Here is a 20,863-nt window from a genome sequence, read left to right on the forward strand (position 1 = left end):
CTATTTTATTTTGAAATAAACATAATTTAAATTTGATAATCAATTATTTAAATAAAACTATCTTAAATTAAATTACTTTCCGACAACAACCTTAGCATGACGTATTATCTTGTCATTCAAATAATAACCTTTGATCACCTCATCCACAACTTTACCTACCAAATCCTCAGAAGGCGCTGGTATTTCTGTAATAGCCTCGTGCAAGTCAGGATCAAAATCAGCGCCCTTTGATTGCATTTCTTTCAGGCCTTTTGCTTGAAGTGAGCTTCTTAATTTATTAAAAACCAGAGAGATGCCCTCTTTTAATTTTTCATCTTCGCTCGCCTCTATTTGTGGCATAGCGCGATCAGCGTCGTCCAATACTTCTAACAGTGCTAGCACCATATCCTTGTTGGCAATCTGCGAAAATTCTTCGCGCTCTTTCCTGGTTCTTCGTCTGAAATTATCAAACTCTGCGGCAAGGCGGATATATTTGTCCTTACTTTCATTCAATTCGGCTTCCAGCTCATTAAGCTGGGTTTCTTCAACCGGATCCGTAAGGTGTTCCGTTCCACTTAAATTTTCATCTGCGTTGATGTTCAGCCCGTCCTGTTCTGACAAATTATCATTGTTTTGATTCATCCTCTGTATAGATTTTATTTTTTGACTATGAATGGCGATTCACTGCCAGATTCTTCAGCAAAGCTAAGGACGTCAATAATATTGCCAATGAAAAAATGAGGACAAAATGTCCGTTTAATACAAAAAAAGCTGTCTGCGCTAAACTTCTGTGCTTTTATTTGGTCATTTATTTTATTTTCACAAGATCATTTAATCTATATGAAAAAAAAACTGCTTTTATTTCTGTTTGGCATTGCCTTAAGCGGACTTTTATTTTCCCAAACCATTGAAAACAAATTAGCTGCCTGGAGTAGCACCAACCCTGTCGAAAAGTTATATCTACATCTGGACCGCGACAGTTATTTTGCCGGGCAGACCATCTGGTTTAAAGGGTATTTTTTATCAGCCTGGGCGCCGTCGCATAAAAACTCAACCGTGTATGTGGAGCTGGTAAATAACCAGCAGGAAGTTTTAATCAGGAACGTTTTTCCCGCAAACCTGTCTGTTACGGCAGGCCAGGTTGAATTGCCGGAAGACCTGCCCGGCGGCGATTATCTGCTAAGGGCCTATTCCCCCTTGATGTTAAACCAGCCTGGATTTGTTTTCACTAAAAAACTGGCTGTATTTGGCAGAGAAGAGAAAAAGAAAAAGCGTGAGGCGGTAAAAATGGAAAACAGCATCACCTTTTTCCCGGAAAGCGGCAACCTGATTACCAGCCTGCTCAATTTGGTTGCTTTTAAAGCCACCGATCCCAATGGTCTGCCCTGGCAGGTGGAAGGGGAAATTAAAAGTGATAAAGGCGAACTTGTTTGCCAGTTTAAAACGATTCATGACGGCATGGGCGTCTTTCCCCTAATACCTCAGGCCGGCGTCAGCTACTATGCTACGCTGCGGGGATCCGATCGGCAGTATCCGCTGCCTGCGCAAACAGCCGATGGCATTGCTTTCATGGTTAAAAATAACGCACGCGGAAAGCAATTCAGAATTCAAAAGCTGCAGGTCAAGGACGTTTTCAAACCGGCTTTTTTAGTCGGTCAAATGAACAATGAAATTCTTTTCACCCATGAGCTTGCGAATAAAAATGAAATCAACGGCATCATTCCAACCAAAGACCTGCTTTCAGGCATCCTGCATCTTACCGTTTTCAATAAAGATTATATGCCGCTGGCCGAGCGGCTGACCTTTGTGGACAACCGCGAATACCGTTTACCGGTGACGCTACAAACCGATACGCTCAATATGGAGCCGCGTCAGCGCAACCGCTTCACTATTTCATTGCCCGACTCGGTGGTTGGCAATTTTTCGGTAGCGGTTACAGATGCCGATTACGACGGCGCCGCAAGGCGGGCTCAAAATATTTACTCCTGGTTCCTGTTGAAAAGCGATATCAAAGGATATGTTCATAATCCAGCCTATTATTTTAATCCTACAGATAGCGCGGCTTCCAATGCCTTGGATTTAGTGATGATGACTAATGGGTGGACTCGTTTCAAATGGACCGACGTGCCGCAAAACAAGCTTCCGCCGCCGGCGTTTAAAGATCCGGGCTATATTGACCTGAGCGGCCAAATCACGATTGAAGGACGGAAAAAGACGCTTCCCAATACCGACATTATTGTATTGATGTCGCCGATGGACACAACACAGCGAAGAGGTTTGCCCGGCCTGATCAGAACCGACTCTACCGGTCGTTTCAAATTGGATTCCCAGATCTTTTATGACAAATACCGCATTCTTTTCTCGGAAGTCCGCGGCAAGAAAAGCAAATTTATTGAGGTAAAACTTGCTTCAGATTCTATCCGCCGCAAGTTTCCGGTTGTAAGCGATCCGCTGCTGCTTCCGCTCGATTCGGCGCAATTGGTAAGTAGTGAAAAAATGGAAAGCGCCCTCGATGAATATTTAAGAGCTGAGGGCAAAACGCTGGAAAACGTAGTGGTGCGGGTCCGTCAGAAATCAGAAATCGAAAAGCTGGATGAACGCTACACCAGCAGTTTGTTTTCCGGCGGGATTAACAGCCGCACTTACGATGTGCGCAACGAAATATTTGCAGGCGATATTTTCCAGTATTTACAAGGGCGGATACCCGGCCTGTCTGTCACGGGGACGCCCGGCAATTATACGCTTAACTATCGCGGTGGCGGCTTCGGCGGCAGCAATGTGTCTTTGTTTCTGGACGAAATGCAAACAGACGCGCAAATGCTGGAGTCAATTCCCGTCAACCAAATTGCTATGATTAAGCTGATGCCTCAAAGTGTTGCGGTTAGGGGCAATGGCACGGGTTTGGCCATTTATACGAAAAAGGGCGACGATTATACGGCATCGGTGGAATCGGCAACAGATATTATCACTTATAACGGGTACACCATTTTTAAAGAATTTCATAACCCGAACTATGACAAAAATCCCAACACCGAAAAAGCGGATATTCGTTTAACACTGAGCTGGCAGCCGTCTCACTTTGTAAGCCCTGCCCGACCTAATATCCCCATCATTTTCTATAATAATGACCGTACCCAAAAAGTTAAGGTTGTTGCAGAAGGGATTACTGAAGACGGGCGCATGTTAATGTTTGAAAAAATCATTGAACCCGGCCAAAATTGATTTTTGCACGCCATTTGTGCAAATACGTTGTTAAGCGCATCATTTAAAATGTGAAGTGCGGGCGCTAACCCGCGATTTTTTTGTAACTTAACAATGCTCTATGAACTATTTGAAAATAATATATGCCGCCCTCGCTCTTTTGGCGCTGCAACCTTCAATGGCGCAGCTGCCTGAAGACCGTCTTCAAAGCTGGCATCAAAAAAACCCCATTGAAAAAGTATACCTCCATTTAGACCGCCAGGATTATTTTGCCGGCCAGACCAGTTGGTTCAAAGGATATTTTTTATCCGACTTTATGCCCTCAAAAAAAAATTCGACGTTGTTTGTGGAGCTTATCAACAGCAGTGGCGCCATCTTAGCCAAAAAAGTATTACCGGTTTTCAACGGCGTAACCTATGGGCAAATTGAATTGCCTGATACCTTAAGCACCGGCACCTATCATTTTAGAGCCTATTCGCCGCTGATGCTAAATCATGATAAAAGCTATCTGTATCGCAGGCCACTGCGGGTGTATGGCAAAAACTCAGGGAAGAAAGATCAAAGTATGGGTTCCAGCCATTTGAACTTTTTCCCGGAAGGCGGCAACCTGCTTGCCGGCGTGTCTAATCGCATCGCATTTAAAGCCACAGATGCCAGCGGATTGCCGCTGAATATTACAGCCGAGGTTAAAGATGAAACGGGCGCTACCGTTGCAACCTTGCAGAGTTTTCATGACGGAATGGGATCCTTTAACCTTACTCCGCGCAGCGATAAGTCTTACTCCGTCTCTTTTGAAGGCGGCACTTTTCGTTTGCCCGTCCCTATTTCATCGGGTCTTGCCGTTTCCGTAAAATCATCTGAGAATCGCCTCGCTTATACCTGGCAATCGGCCGGCGGCCCAATGTATGCTCCGGCTTATGTCATCGGCCAAATGCAGCATATTACGATGTTCAAACAACCGGTTTCCGGCACCAGCGGTGAAATGAATACGGGCGAGCTCCCTTCAGGAGTTTTACAGTTAACTTTTTTCAATACGGAAGGCTTGCCGCTGGCAGAGCGATTGGTTTTTGTTAATAACCAGGAATATAGACTCAACGCCACCTTGGAAAAAGAAGCGTTTAGCATGAAACCAAGGGGTAAGAACCAGTGGTCGATTTTATTTAACGAAGCGCTGGCTGGCAATTTTTCGGTGGCGGTTACCGACGACAATTTTAACGAAGCCGGGCCGAGAAAAAACAATATTATTTCTTCTTTTTTATTAACCAGCGACATTCCGGGTTATGTACACAACCCTGCGTTTTATTTCAGTGGACAGGCCGACGCTCCCCGCGCGATCGACCTGGTGATGCTGACCAATGGCTGGCGGCGGTTCAACTGGAAGAATGTAAACGAGGAAGATAAGAAGCCGCTTTACAAAGATCCCGGCTATATTTCTCTTTCAGGACAGGTGAATGTGCGTGGTTCCAAAAAGAATTTTGCGGAACGCGAGTTGCTTGTATGGATGGCAACGCCGGATTCGGGTCGTTCCATAGAAATGATTAAAACAGATGCCGAAGGCCGTTTTAAAATGGATTCCATCGTGTTTTTTGACAAAGCCAAAATACTGTTCAGCGATGTCATGGGCGATAAAAGTAAGTTCATTACTGTAAAACTTGATACGGATTCGCTGTATCAAACTTTCGACCTGCCCCGGCTACAAACGCCGCGCTTCACCAATACCAACACTTCCCTGGCGGGTAACATGCAAAGCGCGTATGCAAGCTATAACCGCGGCAGCGGTGTTCTTTTGGATAATGTAAATATCGCCGGCCGCAGGCTAACGCTTGAAGAATTGGAAAAAAAATATATGTCGGGCATGTTTGCCGGGAACATCAACGCGCGAACCATCAACCTGACCGGCCAGTTTGTTCCGCAGCTTAATATTTTTGAATGGATTATCGGCCGCGTACCCGGCCTTACCGTTCAAAGGAACAGCCAGTTTTTTGATAACTATCAATTGTATTTTCGGAGGCAGCCGGTTCAATTATTCCTCGATGAAATGCGCATGCAGGACGCCAGCTTTATCGCTTCCATTCCTCCAAATCAAATTGCGCTTATTAAAATTTATCCGCAATTTATTGGTGCGCGTGGCAACAACGCAGCGGTGGCGATTTATACCAAACGCGGCGATGATCTGAACGAAGAGATGGAGCGGTCGGGCGATATCGTCGATTATGATGGATATAGTATTATAAAAGAATTTTATAGTCCGGATTATGCCACGCCACCTGATATTGATTATCGCGATAACCGGCTGACGCTGGACTGGCAGCCGGAAGTAATTGTCGATTCAACACAGCAGCAGATACCCGTCAGGTTTTATAATACAGATCGCACCAAAAAAATCAAAATCGTGGCCGAAGGCGTGACGGAGGACGGCCGGCTCCTGATGTTAGAACAAACAGTGGAGTAAATACCTGGCGGTTCAACCTGCGCATACTTTTATCCCTATTTTTGTTTGAAGCAAACTGGTTTGTGGAACTGGCTTTGTTTAATTCTTTTTTTATAAAAACGAACTCAGTTTTACCGATATGATGAGCATAAAAACGGTCACCGATTTTTTAGAAACCATTGCGCCCAGGGCGTTGCAGGAAAGTTATGATAATGCCGGTTTACTGACAGGCAACCCCGACTGGCCTTGCCAGGCAATTCTTTGCTGCCTCGATGTGACAGAAGAAGTCGTTGCCGAAGCGGTGGAGAAAAAATGTAACCTGATCGTGGCCCACCACCCTATCATTTTCAGCGGGCTTAAAAAGCTCACCGGCGGCGGCTATGTGGAAAGAACCATTATTAAAGCCATCAAAAATGATATCGCTATTTATGCCATTCATACCAATCTGGACCATGTATTGCACGGCGTCAACGGAAAAATAGCTGCTATGCTGGGCCTTGAAAATATTTCCATTCTCGCGCCCAAACCCCAACAACTTTGCAAACTTTATTTCTACGTGCCCGAAGCGCATGAAGCTGCCGTAACCGACGCGGTGTTTGCGGCCGGGGCCGGAAATATCGGCAATTACAGTGAATGCAGTTTTAAGACCAGCGGAACCGGATCTTTTAAGCCCAACATGGAGGCCAATCCCTTTAACGGAACAAAAGGCGAGCGCCATGAAGACAAAGAGGTAAAAGTGGAAATGCTGTTTCCTGCTTATTTGCAGCACCAGGTATTGTCCGCGCTCAAAAGCAGCCACCCTTACGAAGAAGTGGCCTATGAGATTATCGGGCTCAATAACCTGCACCAGGAAATTGGAGCAGGCATCACCGGAGAATGGAAAGATGCGATCCCCGAAATCTCATTTTTACAAAAGCTAAAAGACGTTTTCGGGCTTTCTATGCTGAAACATACCCGGACAACAGGAAAACCAATCAAAAAAGTAAGCATTTGCGGCGGTGCAGGCATCTTTCTTTTAAAGAACGCATTAGCATCAAAATCAGACGCTTATATAACTTCCGACATAAAATATCATGAGTTTTTTGATGCGGATGGCCAAATTCTTTTGGCAGACATCGGGCATTATGAAAGCGAACAATTTACGATCGAATTGCTGTCGAATCTTTTAGAGGAAAAATTCCCTACCTTTGCCGTCCTAAAAACAGGGATCAATACCAATCCTGTTCAGTACTTTTAGAATCGTTTTAAATTAAGATTTTAAAAGATTAATATTTTAAACATATGGCACAATTAAAAGAATTTTCCATCGAAGAAAAGTTAGGTTCATTGATCAATTTGCAAAAAGTAGACAGCAAGTTGGACGAAATTAAAATCTTAAAAGGCGAACTGCCCATGGAAGTAGCAGATCTTGAAGATGAACTTCAGGGTTTACGTGCGAGGCAAACGCGCATTGAAGAGGAAATTAATGGCGTAACAGAATTTATCGAGGAACGTAAAAATGCCATCAAAGAAAGCGAGGCGCTGATCAAAAAATACGAGAAGGACAGCGAGAATGTAAAAAACAACCGCGAATTTGAAGCGATCAATAAAGAGACTGAAATGCAGCAGCTCGAAATCAAGCTGGCTGAAAAGCATATCAAAGATGCCAACGAAGAAATAGCCGAGAAGGTTGTGCTCTTAGAAAAAGCGAAGAAAAACATCGTGACCAAAGAAGGTTCGCTCGAGTTGAAAAAATCTGAGCTGGAGAAAATAATCGCTTCTAACGAAAAAGAGGAAAAAGAATTTTTAAAACTTTCTGAAGCTGCAAAGCAGGAAGTAGAACCCAGGTTGTTATCGAGCTACGAGAAAATCCGCGGAAATTTCCGCAATGGCCTTGCGGTAGTGCCTGTCGTTCGCGACGCTTGCGGCGGATGCTTTTACGCGATCCCTCCTCAAAAACAAAGTGAAATCAAACAGCACAAGAAAATTGTTGCGTGCGAAAACTGTGGCCGTATTTTGGTAGATGAAGAGCTGCACAACAATATCGAAGTAAAATAAGTGATAAATCTTTTTAAAAAAACTTCAACCCAAAACGGTTGGAGTTTTTTTTTGCCCACATAAAACCAAAAAGCCAGACTTTGATAGTCCGGCCGTAAATTTAATGCTGTGAACCCATTATTTTTTTAATTCATCCCTGGCCGCATCCACGCCAGCCTGGGCCGCTTCTTTGATCTTTTGCGCCCCTTCTTTTAATTTCTCAACCCCTTCGTTGGCTTTTTGGCGGGCTGCATCGCCCAATGCTTTTGTATGCTCTTTAATGCGATACGCCGCGCTGTCTATATCTGCCTTCAACGAGTCCCCGATACCGGCCAACGTGGTATCCGTTTCCGGAGTCGCTTCTACTACGGTATGATCGATTGCATTGAGCGAATCCTCTTCAGATTCCTTAACAGTAGAGGCCGTTTCGCAAGAAACAAGCGCCGCGGCCAACACAATAGAAAATAGACTATTTGATTTACGCATAATTATTTTTTTAAGTCAACAAATCGCACCCGCCCTGCTATTTTTTTCTGAAAAACAAGCGTATGGGAACACCACTAAAACTAAAATTTTTTCGTAATTGGTTTTCGAGATAGTTCCTGTAAGGCGTTTTAATATCGTCCGGAAAGTTACAGAAAAATGCAAAGGATGGCACGACCGTGGGAAGCTGGGTTACAAATTTAATTTTGATCGCGTGGCCGCGCACCACAGGCGCATGATGGGCCTGAACAGCTTTTAACATCACATCGTTCAATTTAGATGTTGAAACTTTCTTCTTGCGGTTGTCAAAAACTTCCAATGCCGTTTCCATGGCTTTGAAAATTCGGGTTTTCTCTAATGCCGAAATAAATACCACAGGCACGTCGCTAAATGGAGCCAGCTTTTTCTTCAAAGCTTCTTCAAATTCTTTTGCCGTATTGGTTTCTTTTTTGATCAGGTCCCATTTATTTACCAACAATAAAATCCCTTTTCCTTTTCTCGCTGCGAGGCTGAAAATATTCAGGTCTTGCGCCGTTAATCCTTTTTCGGCATCAACCAGCAGCAAGCAAACATCAGCCTCGTCGACCGCTTTGATCGCCCGGATTACTGAATAAAATTCCAGGTCTTCATGAACACGGGCTTTACGCCGGATACCGGCGGTATCAATCAAAATGAATTCTTTCTGAAATAAATTATAATGCGTGTGAATCGTGTCGCGCGTGGTGCCAGCAATATCGCTCACAATGGTACGTTCCTTTCCTACCAAAGCGTTCAGCAAAGAAGATTTGCCGACATTGGGCTGGCCGATGATAGCAAATTTGGGCAGCTCGTCTTTCTCTCCCTCGTCCGCTTTTTCTTCGGGAATCAGCGCTGCAACCGCGTCGAGCAACTCGCCGGTTCCGCTACCGCTGGCCGAAGCAATAAAATAGACTTCATCGAAACCCATGCTATAAAACTCTGTAGCATCGAGCATCCGGTCATTATTATCAACTTTGTTTACCGTTAAAAAAACGGGTTTAACACTTTTGCGCAGCACATTGGCCATTTCTTCATCCAGGTGTGTAATACCGGTTCCGGCATCGACCATAAATAAAATGGCATCGGCTTCGTCCACTGCGATCAATACCTGCTTGGCAATTTCCTTTTCAAACACATCTTCGCTGCCGTGCACAAAACCGCCGGTATCAATGACGTTGAACGGCTTACCATTCCAGTCGCTGATGCCATATTGCCGGTCGCGTGTCACGCCGCTTACGTCATCTACAATTGCTTTGCGCTGCTCGAGCAGCCTGTTAAACAACGTGCTTTTTCCCACGTTTGGCCTGCCTACTATTGCTAATGTAAAACCCATTTATTTTTTTGTTTTATTAATCTTCCGCTATGGATATTTCGCTGTTCCACAGCTATGGATATTTCGCTGCTCTGCAGCTATGGATATATCGCTGCTCTGCAGCTATTAATCTTCCGCTGCTCCGCAGCTACTGCGTTTTTACTACTGCCCGTAGCCGTATTCCCTTAAATGTAAATCATTATCACGCCATTTGGGCTTCACTTTCACGAACAACTCCAAAAATACCTTCCTGTCTAAAAAAGATTCGATATCGGCACGCGCCATCGTTCCTATTTTTTTAATCATACTTCCTTTTTCGCCGATCAGGATCATTTTCTGCGTTTCGCGATGCACAATAATGTCGGCTACGATTTTGGTCAGCGTTTGCTTTTCCTTGAATTCCCTAATCAATACGGCCGTGTGATAAGGGATTTCATCCTGAGCCAATTCGTAGATTTTCTCCCGGATCAATTCACTAACAAAGAATTTTTCGGGAAGATCGCTGATGCTATCGTCTTCATAAAAAGGAGCGCCTTCGGGCAATAACTCAAGAATGGGCTGCAGGAATTTTTTAAAATTAATACCGGTTAAGGCAGAGATGGCCACTATGTTTTTACAGTAGGGTTTTGCACTGAAAAAATCTTTGGCGCCCTGGATGCGCTCCTGTGAAGCCCGATCAATCTTATTCAATACCAGCACCGCCGGCACCCGAAGCCTGAGCGCACTAAAAATACTGTCACAGGTTTCCCAGTCATCGTTTACATCTACAATCAACAAGGCCACGTCGGCATCTTCAAGCGCGCCTTTTACAGATTGCATCATTTTTTCATGCAATTTGTATTCGGGATTGATAATGCCTGGCGTGTCGCTAAAAATGATCTGATAGTCTTTTTCGGTAAGGATAGCTTTGATGCGGTGCCGGGTGGTTTGTACTTTATGCGACACGATGGCGAGCTTCTCTCCCATCAGCGCATTTAGCAAAGTGCTTTTGCCCGCATTGGGCCTTCCGAAGATATTTACAAAACCTGATTTCAAATCTTATGATCGTTGTATTATTTAAATTAATTGGATTTCGAAGCAAGTGGGGCTGCCATTTGTACTACAATTCAACTGAGCGTAGCAACACCGACGCCACGTATTCCCGGCCGGATCAAAAATAAACTAATCTTCAATTCAACAAAAAAGGCCGTTCACCTTGAAGCGAACGGCCTTTTATTTCTGTTGCGAAGCCAGGGATCGAACCTGGGACCTTCGGGTTATGAGCCCGACGAGCTACCGCTGCTCTACCTCGCGATGCAAATATACGAGGTTTTTTTGAAGCAGCAAAGCCTTAGGGCATTTATTTTTTATTTTGCCGGTGTGATGACAATATTTCTGAATTGGATCGGGCCATGATCTCCCTGGAAATAAAGCGGGCCGGGCTCTCCTTCTTTACTGTCGAGCGCGCCACCTGTAATGCCGGGAATTTCCTGGTTGGTTATCACCGTTTTGCCATTCGCCACAACGGTTACCATCCGGCCAATAAGTGTAATATCGTAAGTCTGCCATTCGCCAGGGCCTTTAGAATTGATTTCGCTGGGCGCAATAAACCCGTAGATGCCACTGAACAACACGTTGGAAGGATGCTCAGACTTATCGTTGTCCAAAATCTGCAATTCATAGCGGCCACGCAGGTACACCCCGCTGTTGCTGCCTTTTTGGTAGCGAAACTCTACATGGAGCTTGAAATCTTCGAATTTCTTTTCAGAAATTAGGTTCGCGCCGGACTTGGGGCTGGTTAAAATGCCGTCTTTCACCACCCATTGATTTTCGGCACCTACAGCTTTCCAACCGGTAAGGTCTTTGCCATTGAATAATTTTATCGGCGTGCCCCACACCGGCGCTTTCGTTCTTTTTAGATAAGGAGCTTTTACGCCTGTCCAGTTATACTTTTTCCCATTGGGATAAACCATAGTGCCTTTCAGCCCGCTACTTGTTAGTTCCCCTTCTACCACCAGGTCGTTAGGCTCTGACTGCCATTGGGGCGGGATGGCAAAAGAAAATTTTCCATTATCAAATTTCACTTCGGAAACCGGGCGGGCGCTGCCATCGTCGCCTACGAAATAGCCCACCAGGGTCTTGATTCCGGATAGTTTAACTTCCAGCCAGGATGGTTTTTCCTGCCCGTCTTTATTCATTGTTATATCCCATCTTCCAATGAGGTCTTCTTGTTTCATAGCCCATAGATTTACGCTGATTAAACCGGCAATAGCAAATACAACTACTTTTTTAAACATGAGAATTTTTTTATGTTTTTGAATGGTACAAATATAAATTTTTAGTGCACGTGAACATAACAATAGTATCTTTAATAGCATTAAATGCTAACAGCTTTCTTTTGCAAGCCTGGCAAATAACTCCATAGCATTGATAATTTTACATCATGACGGAAAAGAATCACCATTTTAGTTTTAAAATAGCAGCGCATATCAACGAACTTGATGCTGCCGATGCCGACCTGTTGCAGCAAGCGAGACAGCTGACTGCTGTGGCATATGCGCCATATTCTAAGTTTCATGTGGCAAGCGTGGCGCTACTGGCCAACGGCGCCATGGTGCGGGGCACTAACCAGGAAAACGCATCTTACCCCGTGGGCATTTGCGCAGAGCGCAGTTTACTTGCCGCCGTGGGCACGCAATATCCTAACGAAATTATAAGAACGATCGCTATCACATATCAGCCGCAAAATGAAAAAAGTAACACGCCTATCTCGCCGTGTGGCATGTGCCGGCAAAGTTTATTAGAGTATGAGGCAAGGGTCAACCATCCCATACGTCTCTTGCTGGCTGGCGCTGAAGGGCCGGTATATATAATTGACACTGTAAAACACTTGTTGCCATTGGCTTTTGGCAGCGGCCATCTTTTATAAATCAATATTCTTTCTCGATTTCTACTCCGATTTTCCCCTGAAAATTGGCTAAAGGCATTTGCAGCTTATATAAACTCATTTTTATTTTTACCAGCTGCGGAAACCGGGTTTTCAGCTTTTCCGCGAGGTCGGAAAGAAAGGTTTCGAGCAATTCACGGGGCTGCAACATTGCTGCCTTTGCCAGTTCATATACCTCGGCATAGTTGATCGTTTCATCCAGGTCGGTAATAACCGTTTGCGTAGTATGAAAAGAAAGCCAAATGTTTAGCTCAAATTCATTCCCCAGTTTTTTCTCTTCTTCATACAGGCCATGTTGTGCGAAGAACTGTAGTTTTTCGAGATGAAGTGTTATTAGCATTTTAGCGATTTTATTTCATAAAAAAGCCCCCATTTCGGGGGACATTTTTTAAAATGGTTTTTATAGTCCTTTTTCTCCCAAATACCGTTCGGCGTCTAATGCGGCCATACAACCACTGCCCGCGGCAGTTACGGCTTGACGATAGATTTTATCCTGCACATCTCCTGCTGCAAAAACGCCTTCAATATTGGTTTTGGAAGTACCCGGAATGGTTTTTATATAACCGGTTTCATCCATTTCCAAAAAGTCTTTAAAAATTTGAGAATTGGGCTGATGACCGATCGCCACAAAAAAAGCACTGATGGGAATTTCGCTCAGTTCCTGGGTTTGATTGTTTTTAATACGCACGCCGGTTACTTTATTATCGCCCAATATTTCCTCAGCTTCGGTGTTGAAATACACTTTAATATTAGGCGTATTAAACACGCGATCCTGCATTACTTTACTGGCTCTCATTTCGTCCTTGCGCACCAGCATGTGCACATTGGTTACAATTTTTGAAAGATAAAGCGCTTCTTCTGCTGCCGTGTCGCCCGCTCCCACAATCGCTGCTTCTTTTCCTTTGAAGAAAAAGCCATCGCAAACGGCGCAGGCGCTCACGCCAAAGCCATTTAATTTTTCTTCGCTCGGCAGGCCCAGCCATTTGGCAGAAGCGCCGGTTGAGATGATCACCGCATCTGCTTCGATCATTTTCTCATCATCGATCCACACTTTATGCGGATGCCCCGAAAAATCCACTTTAGTAGCCGTACCAAAGCGAATATCAGCACCCATACGTTTGGCTTGTTTTTCGAAATCAATCATCATTTCCGGGCCCTGGATACCATCCGCATAGCCAGGATAATTCTCCACTTCTGTGGTTATCGTCAATTGTCCGCCCGGCTGTATGCCCTGGTATAAAACGGGTTTCAGATTCGCCCTTGCCGCATAAATGGCCGCCGTATAACCAGCAGGCCCTGATCCTATAATTAAACAATGAATTCTTTCTATGTTCTCGTCTGCCATAAATAATTAAGATTTGAATAATTACAAAAATAGAGGGAAAAGGTTTAGCAGCCTTTTCATCGCAGGTTTTAGGGCCGCGACAATGGTTGGGTTTTTATTTGATCAGGGATGCTTTATAAACCTATCTTCCGCGTTTTGAAGCGCTTGCTGATACCCTTTTGGATCGACGAATAGGCCCGGGTTATAAGGCGTGTTTGGACTTCGTTTCTCATGCAAATCAAACTGGCTGGCATGAGCCGCGAGCCAAATATCAAACTTCAGTTTTTTCATGGCTTCAAAAGTGTACGTATAATCTTTTTTGATCGAAGGGTATTCCGCTATTTGCGCAAAAGGCCGGTCGGTAATGATTGTCGGAATATTTGCAATAAGTACTTTATAGGTTTTGCCCGCTTCCGTTACATCCAACAAATAGCTACAGGAGCCTTTGGTATGGCCCGGGTGATGCAACATAGTAAGTTGCGTCGTTCCAAGCTGAATTGTATCTCGATCTTTCAGCAGTTTGTCTGGCTCTACAGGCCTGAAGGCTTGTCCGAGATGACTTAGTTCATAATCTGATTTTCCGCCGTCTTTCAACACACTTGCATCTGCGGCATTTGCATAGAATCTGGCGCCGGTTTGTCTTTTTATTTCAGCCAGCGCTCCAACATGATCATAATGGGCCTGGTTGGTAAGCAATATTTTTACATCCTCATATTTAAACCCAAGCTTTTCAATATTGCTTTTAATTCGCGGCAGAGAACCTGCGAGGCCCGTATTGATCAGCATGCTTCCTTTATTTGTTACCACGAGATAACTGGCCAGATCGTAAGTGCCCACATAGTAAAGATTACCCACGATTCGAAACGGTTCATAAGGCTTTGACCATTCTTCCGGATTATTTCCAGGCTCCTTCACTTGTTGAGCGTTTAAAAGCGAGCAGCATAACAAAAAACAGATAACTATATATTTTTTCACGAATACGTAATTTAAAAATGCTAATAATTGGAAAACCTTTAAAATTCATTCCATCAACAAGTTTCAACCAACCCTTATCAATTTGCTCTTACAGCGCCTACTATTGACCATTCGCCATTGACTATTGCCTATTGCCCCTTCACCATTCATTATTGACTATTGCCTCTTCACCATTCCCCTCCTCTCACTCTTCATACTCCATCCCCAAATTATACATCGTAAATGCCCAAATATCGGCCGCTTCTTCTATTATTTTACTTGTTGGTTTACCAGCCCCGTGGCCGGCATTTGTTTCAATCCTTATTAATACCGGATTTTCGCCTTTGTGATATTCCTGCAACCTGGCCGCGAATTTAAAGGAATGCGCCGGAACGACACGGTCGTCATGATCACCGGTTGTAACCATAGTTGCCGGATAAGAAACACCCTTTTTTAAATTGTGATAGGGAGAATATTTGTATAGATAAGGAAAATATGCTTCAGCATCGGAGCTACCATACTCGACAGCCCAGCCCCAACCAACGGTAAACTTATGGTAACGCAGCATATCGAGTACGCCCACCTGGGGAATGGCGACTTTAAAAAGTTCGGGCCGCTGGGTCATTGCTGCGCCCACCAGTAAACCGCCATTACTCCCGCCGCGGATCGCGATTTTTCCACTATTGGTGTAATTATTTTTTATCAGAAATTCGGCGGCTCCAATAAAGTCGTCAAATACGTTTTGTTTATTCAGCAGCATGCCGCCCTGATGCCATTTCTCACCATATTCGCTTCCGCCGCGAAGATTAACGACTACATAAATGCCGCCCTGCTCAACAAAAAATGCATTGCTAACGCTGAATCCCGGCGTCATCGGGATATTAAAACCTCCATAACCATACAATAAGACGGGATTATTTCCCTCACGTTTCATTCCCTTCTTATACGTCAGAAACATGGGAACTTTGGTGCCGTCTTTGCTGGTGAAGAAAATCTGCTCGGTAACAATATTAGAGGTGTTCATATTGATTTCGGCCGTCTTGTAAAGCTCCGATTTTCCATTGGCGATATCATATTTGTAAATAGAAGGCGGCGTTGCAAAAGAGGCATAGCTGTAATAAAATTCCGAATCTTCTTTTTCGGCGCCAAAGCCGCTCGCCGTTCCTATTCCCGGCAGTTCTATTTCACGGATGGCTGCTCCATTATAATCATATTGATAAATGCGGCTCGAAGCATCCTTTAAGTAATTCATAAATAACTGGCCGCCTCCCGTGCCAACGCCCAACAACACTTCCTCCTTTTCGGGAATAACCGTTTTCCAGTTTTCGCGTGCCGGATTTTTTGGATCAACCGCTACCACCCTGTAATTCGGCGCATTGAAATTTGTTTTTAACAGAAGGTGGCCGCCATTATTATCGATAACATTTGTCTCGGTGTCAAATCCTTTCACTAAGAGTTGAAACCCGCGCTGTGATTCATCCTTTAGATCTCTGAACCAAATTTCGTCACCACTGGTTCCTTCCGAAACCGAGAGGATTAAAAAGCGCTCATCCTCCGTCAGCCCACACCCATAATAGCGTTTAGGATGCGCTTTGTCTTCGTAAACCAGCAGATCCTCGCTTTGCGGCGTACCTATTTTGTGATAAAAAACTTTTTGAAATTCGTTGGCTTTGCTGAGCTTTGATTTTTCATCCGGCTGGTCATATCGGCTATAGTAAAACCCTTCATCCGCGCTCCAGGCGGGGCTTCCAAACTTCACCCATTCAATTTTGTCCGTCAGCAGCCGCTTCGACTCGGCATCCATTACATAAATTTCCTGCCAGTCGCTTCCGGCTTTTGAAACAGCATATGCCAGCAACTTGCCCGACTTACTAAATGACACCCCGCTCAGCGCTACCGTTCCTTCCGAACTAAATGTATTCGGATCGATCAACACTTCCGGCGCTGCGTTCAAATCTTTAGTTTGATAAAGTACCGATTGGTTTTGCAGCCCGTCATTTTTAAAATAATAATACCAGCCGCCTTTTTTGAATGGCGTCCCGAATTTGGGATAGTTCCATAGTTTTTGAAGCCGCGCTTCAATTTTATCACGATACGGAATTTGTGAGAGATATTGATCGGTCACTTTGTTTTGTGCAATTACCCATTGCCGGGTCTCCTCGGCATTATCATCTTCCAGCCACCGATAAGGATCTTCAACGGTTGTTCCGAAATACTCATCCCTAACCACTTTCTTTTCGGTGAAAGGGTATTGCATTTGTGCGTTCATACTTGATGTTATAAAAACTGCAAAAAGCAGTGCGGTTTGTCTCATGAAGTTTTTGTTAATAAATTCTTTCAAAAATATCGCATGTGCACGATAATTAAGAAATTTTGACGAAATAACGTAACCACATAGGTACATAGCATTTGTTGCTATCGAGGCTTTATACATTCCGCCAAAGGCGGATCATTGTATCCAGGCTATTAAAATATTATGTGTTTTTTATGCATTCATTTTATTCTGAAATTCTATATGCCTATGTGCTTAAACTTGGGAAGCTATTTTGTCAATCTTACTAAGATATCGCTCATCGAAATAATTGTTGGATGATAAAACGGATGCCCTTCAGCAAACTCAGGATAACAGCCCTATGTTATGGTGAGCGCGGTGTGTCATGGGAGCTTAACGAACCATAGCTGCCTCAACATACATTGAAATAAATTTTATATATTTAACCCGTTGCAATTAACACTATCGAAAGGCTGCTGCCAGTGATAATGGATTTTTTTCATTCAAACCCCGCTAACCAAAACGCTTATGCACAACCATTTTATACACCGCCTGCACCGGCTTAATCAATGGATAGCCCGTGCCAATACCGGCACTCCTCAAGAGCTTGCTAATAAATTGAAGGTTTCAGAAAGCCAACTCTATCTTGACTTGAAACTCATGAAAAAGTTGGGCGCACCCATTGCTTATTGCCGCCGGCGCATTACCTATTATTACACAGAAGACGGCTGCTTTACACTTGGCTTTGACCCCCCCCCGCGCAAAATTCACTCAAAACTAACAACTCATAATCTGCACTGAAATGCGTAGAAGGATGCCGCTGAAAATGATATTTATTGGCTTGGTAGTATTGCTTTTTAAGGGGCTCTACGCCCAGCAGAAAGATAGTCTCATCTCCGCTCCTTCTCTGGAGACGGCGTCTGCGGGCTCCGTAAAAGGCAAGGTAAAAGACAGCGCCTACAACTTTATGCTTACCAGCGCCACTGTGGCCGTTTATACAAATGCTGACAGCAGCTTGCTGCATTTTGCCATCCCCAACAATTTTGGCGAGTTTGCCGTGGATCAATTACCAACAGGTATTCCGCTTCACCTGGTTATCACCCACACCGGGTATAAACCCTTTTTTAAAAAATTCACCTTAAGCCAGGCCGCTTCTCAAAAAGATTTCGGTTTGTTATATATGTACCAGCATACGGATAAGGAAGGTAATATGCTGGAAGAAGTGGTGGTAAAAGCCGTGCCGCCCGTGCGTATGAATGGAGACACTTTAGAGTTTAATGCCGATGCTTTTAAAATGGATGCCAATGCCACGGGCGAAGACTGGATGCGCATACTACCGGGCCTCACGATCTGGGGCGATGGGGAAATTACTTTCAATGGTAAAAAGATTCAATCGCTGCTGGTAGATGGCAAACCCTTTATGGGCGGCGAAACTACCGTGGCTACGCAAAACCTGCCTAAGGAAGCGCTGGAAAAACTACAGATATACCAGCAGCGAGATGAAAAAAACCCACTTGATTCTACCATGTATGCTAACCTTAAACTGAAGGACGATAAAAAGATGGGCTACTTTGGTAAGATCGGCGGTGGATATGGTTTTACACCGCCTGGTCTCCTTCGGCAAGCTCAGGATAACATGCGCACTGTAATGGTGAGCCTGCCGAATCAGGGTAAGGCCGGGGGGAGGCGTCGATACACCGCCGACGGCATGATCTCAGGTTTCAACAAAAAAACACAACTCAATGTAGTAGGCGCTATCAACAATATCAATAAGCTGGCATCGGGCATAGATGTGCTGATGAACAACAGCTCCTATAAAGGCGAAGGCGCCAATACCGATTACCAGAGCAATTTTACCATGCGCGGCCTCAACAGGCCTATCGCCGCAGGCGCTAAATTTCAGTATGATTTTATTCCTGATCCCGCTTACCGTAAACGATCGCGGCTGAATGCAGATTATTTTATTAACGATAACCAAACGGTGATCAATAATACCAGTCTTTCCAATAATTATCTTACCGGCGATACCGTATTATCGCGCAATGCCGTAAGCCGTCAGCGTAACTATGCTACCGATCAGCGTCTGTATTCGGCTTACGAATTAAGTACCGAAAGAATGAACCTTAGCTTCAACTCCGCGCTTACTTCCAATTATGATAATAATAATAATGAAAGCGTTTCTGAACAGCAGAAAACAGGCATTGGTATTATTGGCAACAGCACTGCCAACAGCAGCGGCCAAAACCGCAAGAATAGTATTAACATGGGCATTAACTATAATAACAGGGAAGTATGGGGCCGCCAAAGGGAGCAGCGCATACCCTCGGAATTTAGTCTGGGCTACCAGTTTACTGCCAGCGCGGAAAAAGGCAGCTCGCGCAATTTTACTAAATACACTTCCCCGGTAAACCCGGCCAGCAATAAAGAATTTGACCGCCTCTACCAGCAGCGCGATGGCAGCAATAGCAGTCACCGCATTACGGCCAGCTACCCGGGGTTAAGGCGGCTGATCTTTAACCGGAGGAGCTTTGGCGGCATTGACATAGGCGTATCCGGCAGCTTCGATCTTAAAAACACCACCGATGTAGATAAAGTGCTGGATAAAGATAGCGTTACGCAAAACTATGTGCTCAACAGCTATCTTACCAACGATAGAGAGAGCCAGACACAGAATTTTATACCCACGCTTAGCTTTTCCAAAACATTTTATAAAGGGCTTACCAACCGCTACAACAAATGGGTAAGCCTGAAAGCAGATCTGAAAAAGCAGTTCTTTTCCATGCAGCACAGCGCTACGCAAATCGTGCAGAATTTTGCATATAGCTATTCCAATTTTATACCGCAGGCTTCTGCCGAATACTACAACCACCAGTATGGCAGCTACGAAATGCGCTACAATCTGGATTACACTACATCAGTCAATTATCCCGGCCTCAATAATATAGCCCCGCTGGTAGATAGTACCAACCTTTGGTATATACCCAAAGGCAATCCGTTGATACAACCACAATACAAGAAAGAGCTGGAGTTTAAATACAGCTTTAACACCCGCACGCCTAAAAACCCATTGCGGTTTAACATCGGTGCGGCTATTGGTGCTATCGACAATAATATTACAGACAGCACCCTGTTTGATGAGGAGGGCGTACGCACGGTATATACTGTAAATGCCAGCGGCAACCGCTATTTTAACGGCAATGCAGGTATTAAAAAGTCTATTGAGATGAAAAAGCAGCGTACGCTGGAGGTGGAAGGTAAGTACGATTATTATACCGGCAAAGATCCGCATTATATTAATAGCGCACTGGTGGTGAGCAATGGCATTAACCATAATATGCGGTTCAACCTTAGCTACCGTTATAAAGACCAGCTGTTTTTGAAAGGTGAAGAAAGCGTAGGCTGGTACAACAGCAGGCAGCAGGGCCTGGCCGACGGGGATAACAGTTTTAAAAATGCCAACCAGTTTACCCGCTTTTCCGGCTCGCTACAGCTACCCAAGAACCTGGTTTGGGCTACCAACATTACTTACAATAAAAACAAAGCGGGTAATAGTGCCGCCATTAACTATACCATCTGGAACGCCAGCCTTACCTACCGATTTTTGAAAGGTAATCAGGGCGAAGCTAAGTTCTCCGCACTCGACTTATTACGGCAGAACAAGGGTATTGTAAATACGATAAAGGGTAATATGCAAACCCTTAGCAGTACCAATGTGCTACAGCAGTATTTTATGATAACGCTGGCATATTATCCGAGGAAGTTTGGCTCTTCCAAAAGTCGGAAGTGACAGCTATTGTCATGGTGAGCTTGACGAACCATTCCCTGAGGTTCAGGGATGCTGTCGGAGTTTGCCGAAGCCTTCCTTGAGGCTCCGGGAGGCCAGCAGCTGATAACAGAGGCGACCCTCTTTGTACTTCTGACTTTCCGACCCCGGACCTCTTCTTATA

General features: G+C 44.5%; 15 protein-coding genes and 1 tRNA gene. 6 read left to right on the top strand and 10 right to left on the bottom strand.

Annotated features, from left to right (window positions below; translation table 11 throughout):
* Positions 1-72: 72 nt before the first annotated feature.
* A complete protein-coding gene (locus tag ABDK00_RS09890) occupies positions 73-621 on the bottom strand; it encodes a nucleotide exchange factor GrpE (RefSeq protein ID WP_346239035.1) in 549 nt (182 codons plus the stop codon).
* A gap of 198 nt (positions 622-819) precedes the next feature.
* Here ABDK00_RS09890 and ABDK00_RS09895 point away from each other — a divergent pair, with 198 nt between their 5' ends.
* From ABDK00_RS09895 to ABDK00_RS09910, 4 genes are all read left to right on the top strand, one after another.
* Entirely contained in the window at positions 820-3,201 is a 2,382-nt protein-coding gene (locus ABDK00_RS09895) for a hypothetical protein (protein ID WP_346239036.1), read from the top strand.
* 100 nt (positions 3,202-3,301) lie between these two features.
* Positions 3,302-5,632, top strand: a complete 2,331-nt coding sequence (locus tag ABDK00_RS09900; protein ID WP_346239037.1) for a hypothetical protein — start codon at positions 3,302-3,304, stop codon at positions 5,630-5,632.
* A gap of 118 nt (positions 5,633-5,750) precedes the next feature.
* Positions 5,751-6,848 carry a Nif3-like dinuclear metal center hexameric protein gene (locus ABDK00_RS09905; protein WP_346239039.1) on the top strand — a complete coding sequence of 366 codons (1,098 nt, stop codon included), beginning with the start codon at positions 5,751-5,753 and terminating at the stop codon, positions 6,846-6,848.
* Positions 6,849-6,892: 44 nt separating this feature from the next.
* Positions 6,893-7,648 carry a zinc ribbon domain-containing protein gene (locus ABDK00_RS09910; protein ID WP_346239040.1) on the top strand — a complete coding sequence of 252 codons (756 nt, stop codon included), beginning with the start codon at positions 6,893-6,895 and terminating at the stop codon, positions 7,646-7,648.
* A 117-nt stretch (positions 7,649-7,765) separates the two neighbouring features.
* On the opposite strand, the gene ABDK00_RS09915 is transcribed toward ABDK00_RS09910, so the two are convergent.
* The 5 genes from ABDK00_RS09915 to ABDK00_RS09935 form a co-directional block, all read right to left on the bottom strand.
* Complete coding sequence (locus ABDK00_RS09915; protein WP_346239041.1) at positions 7,766-8,113, bottom strand: hypothetical protein; 348 nt, start codon at positions 8,111-8,113, stop codon at positions 7,766-7,768.
* A 37-nt stretch (positions 8,114-8,150) separates the two neighbouring features.
* Complete coding sequence (gene der, locus ABDK00_RS09920; RefSeq protein WP_346239042.1) at positions 8,151-9,461, bottom strand: ribosome biogenesis GTPase Der; 1,311 nt, start codon at positions 9,459-9,461, stop codon at positions 8,151-8,153.
* Positions 9,462-9,602: 141 nt separating this feature from the next.
* Positions 9,603-10,475 (bottom strand): GTPase Era, encoded by an 873-nt coding sequence (gene era, locus ABDK00_RS09925; protein WP_346239043.1) that lies wholly within the window; start codon positions 10,473-10,475, stop codon positions 9,603-9,605.
* A gap of 186 nt (positions 10,476-10,661) precedes the next feature.
* Positions 10,662-10,733: transfer RNA gene (locus tag ABDK00_RS09930), tRNA-Met, on the bottom strand.
* A 53-nt stretch (positions 10,734-10,786) separates the two neighbouring features.
* Positions 10,787-11,656 carry a 3-keto-disaccharide hydrolase gene (locus tag ABDK00_RS09935; protein ID WP_428400322.1) on the bottom strand — a complete coding sequence of 290 codons (870 nt, stop codon included), beginning with the start codon at positions 11,654-11,656 and terminating at the stop codon, positions 10,787-10,789.
* A gap of 206 nt (positions 11,657-11,862) precedes the next feature.
* On the opposite strand from ABDK00_RS09935, the gene ABDK00_RS09940 reads away from it, so the two are divergent.
* Complete coding sequence (locus ABDK00_RS09940; RefSeq protein ID WP_346239045.1) at positions 11,863-12,348, top strand: cytidine deaminase; 486 nt, start codon at positions 11,863-11,865, stop codon at positions 12,346-12,348.
* A gap of 1 nt (position 12,349) precedes the next feature.
* Here ABDK00_RS09940 and folB read toward each other — a convergent pair whose 3' ends face one another.
* The 4 genes from folB to ABDK00_RS09960 all read right to left on the bottom strand — a co-directional run bounded on the left by folB (position 12,350) and on the right by ABDK00_RS09960 (position 16,913).
* Positions 12,350-12,706 carry a dihydroneopterin aldolase gene (gene folB / locus ABDK00_RS09945; protein WP_346239046.1) on the bottom strand — a complete coding sequence of 119 codons (357 nt, stop codon included), beginning with the start codon at positions 12,704-12,706 and terminating at the stop codon, positions 12,350-12,352.
* A gap of 60 nt (positions 12,707-12,766) precedes the next feature.
* Positions 12,767-13,711, bottom strand: a complete 945-nt coding sequence (gene trxB, locus ABDK00_RS09950; protein ID WP_346239047.1) for a thioredoxin-disulfide reductase — start codon at positions 13,709-13,711, stop codon at positions 12,767-12,769.
* Between the two features lie 102 nt (positions 13,712-13,813).
* Positions 13,814-14,665, bottom strand: a complete 852-nt coding sequence (gene bla / locus ABDK00_RS09955; RefSeq protein ID WP_425474798.1) for a subclass B3 metallo-beta-lactamase — start codon at positions 14,663-14,665, stop codon at positions 13,814-13,816.
* 184 nt (positions 14,666-14,849) lie between these two features.
* Positions 14,850-16,913 carry a prolyl oligopeptidase family serine peptidase gene (locus ABDK00_RS09960; RefSeq protein WP_346239049.1) on the bottom strand — a complete coding sequence of 688 codons (2,064 nt, stop codon included), beginning with the start codon at positions 16,911-16,913 and terminating at the stop codon, positions 14,850-14,852.
* A gap of 805 nt (positions 16,914-17,718) precedes the next feature.
* Here ABDK00_RS09960 and ABDK00_RS09965 point away from each other — a divergent pair.
* Positions 17,719-20,703 carry a hypothetical protein gene (locus ABDK00_RS09965; protein ID WP_346239051.1) on the top strand — a complete coding sequence of 995 codons (2,985 nt, stop codon included), beginning with the start codon at positions 17,719-17,721 and terminating at the stop codon, positions 20,701-20,703.
* Positions 20,704-20,863: the final 160 nt, after the last annotated feature.

Origin of the sequence: Niabella insulisoli, assembly GCF_039652435.2 — a bacterium.
In the GTDB taxonomy this organism is placed as follows: Bacteria; Bacteroidota; Bacteroidia; order Chitinophagales; family Chitinophagaceae; genus Niabella; species Niabella insulamsoli.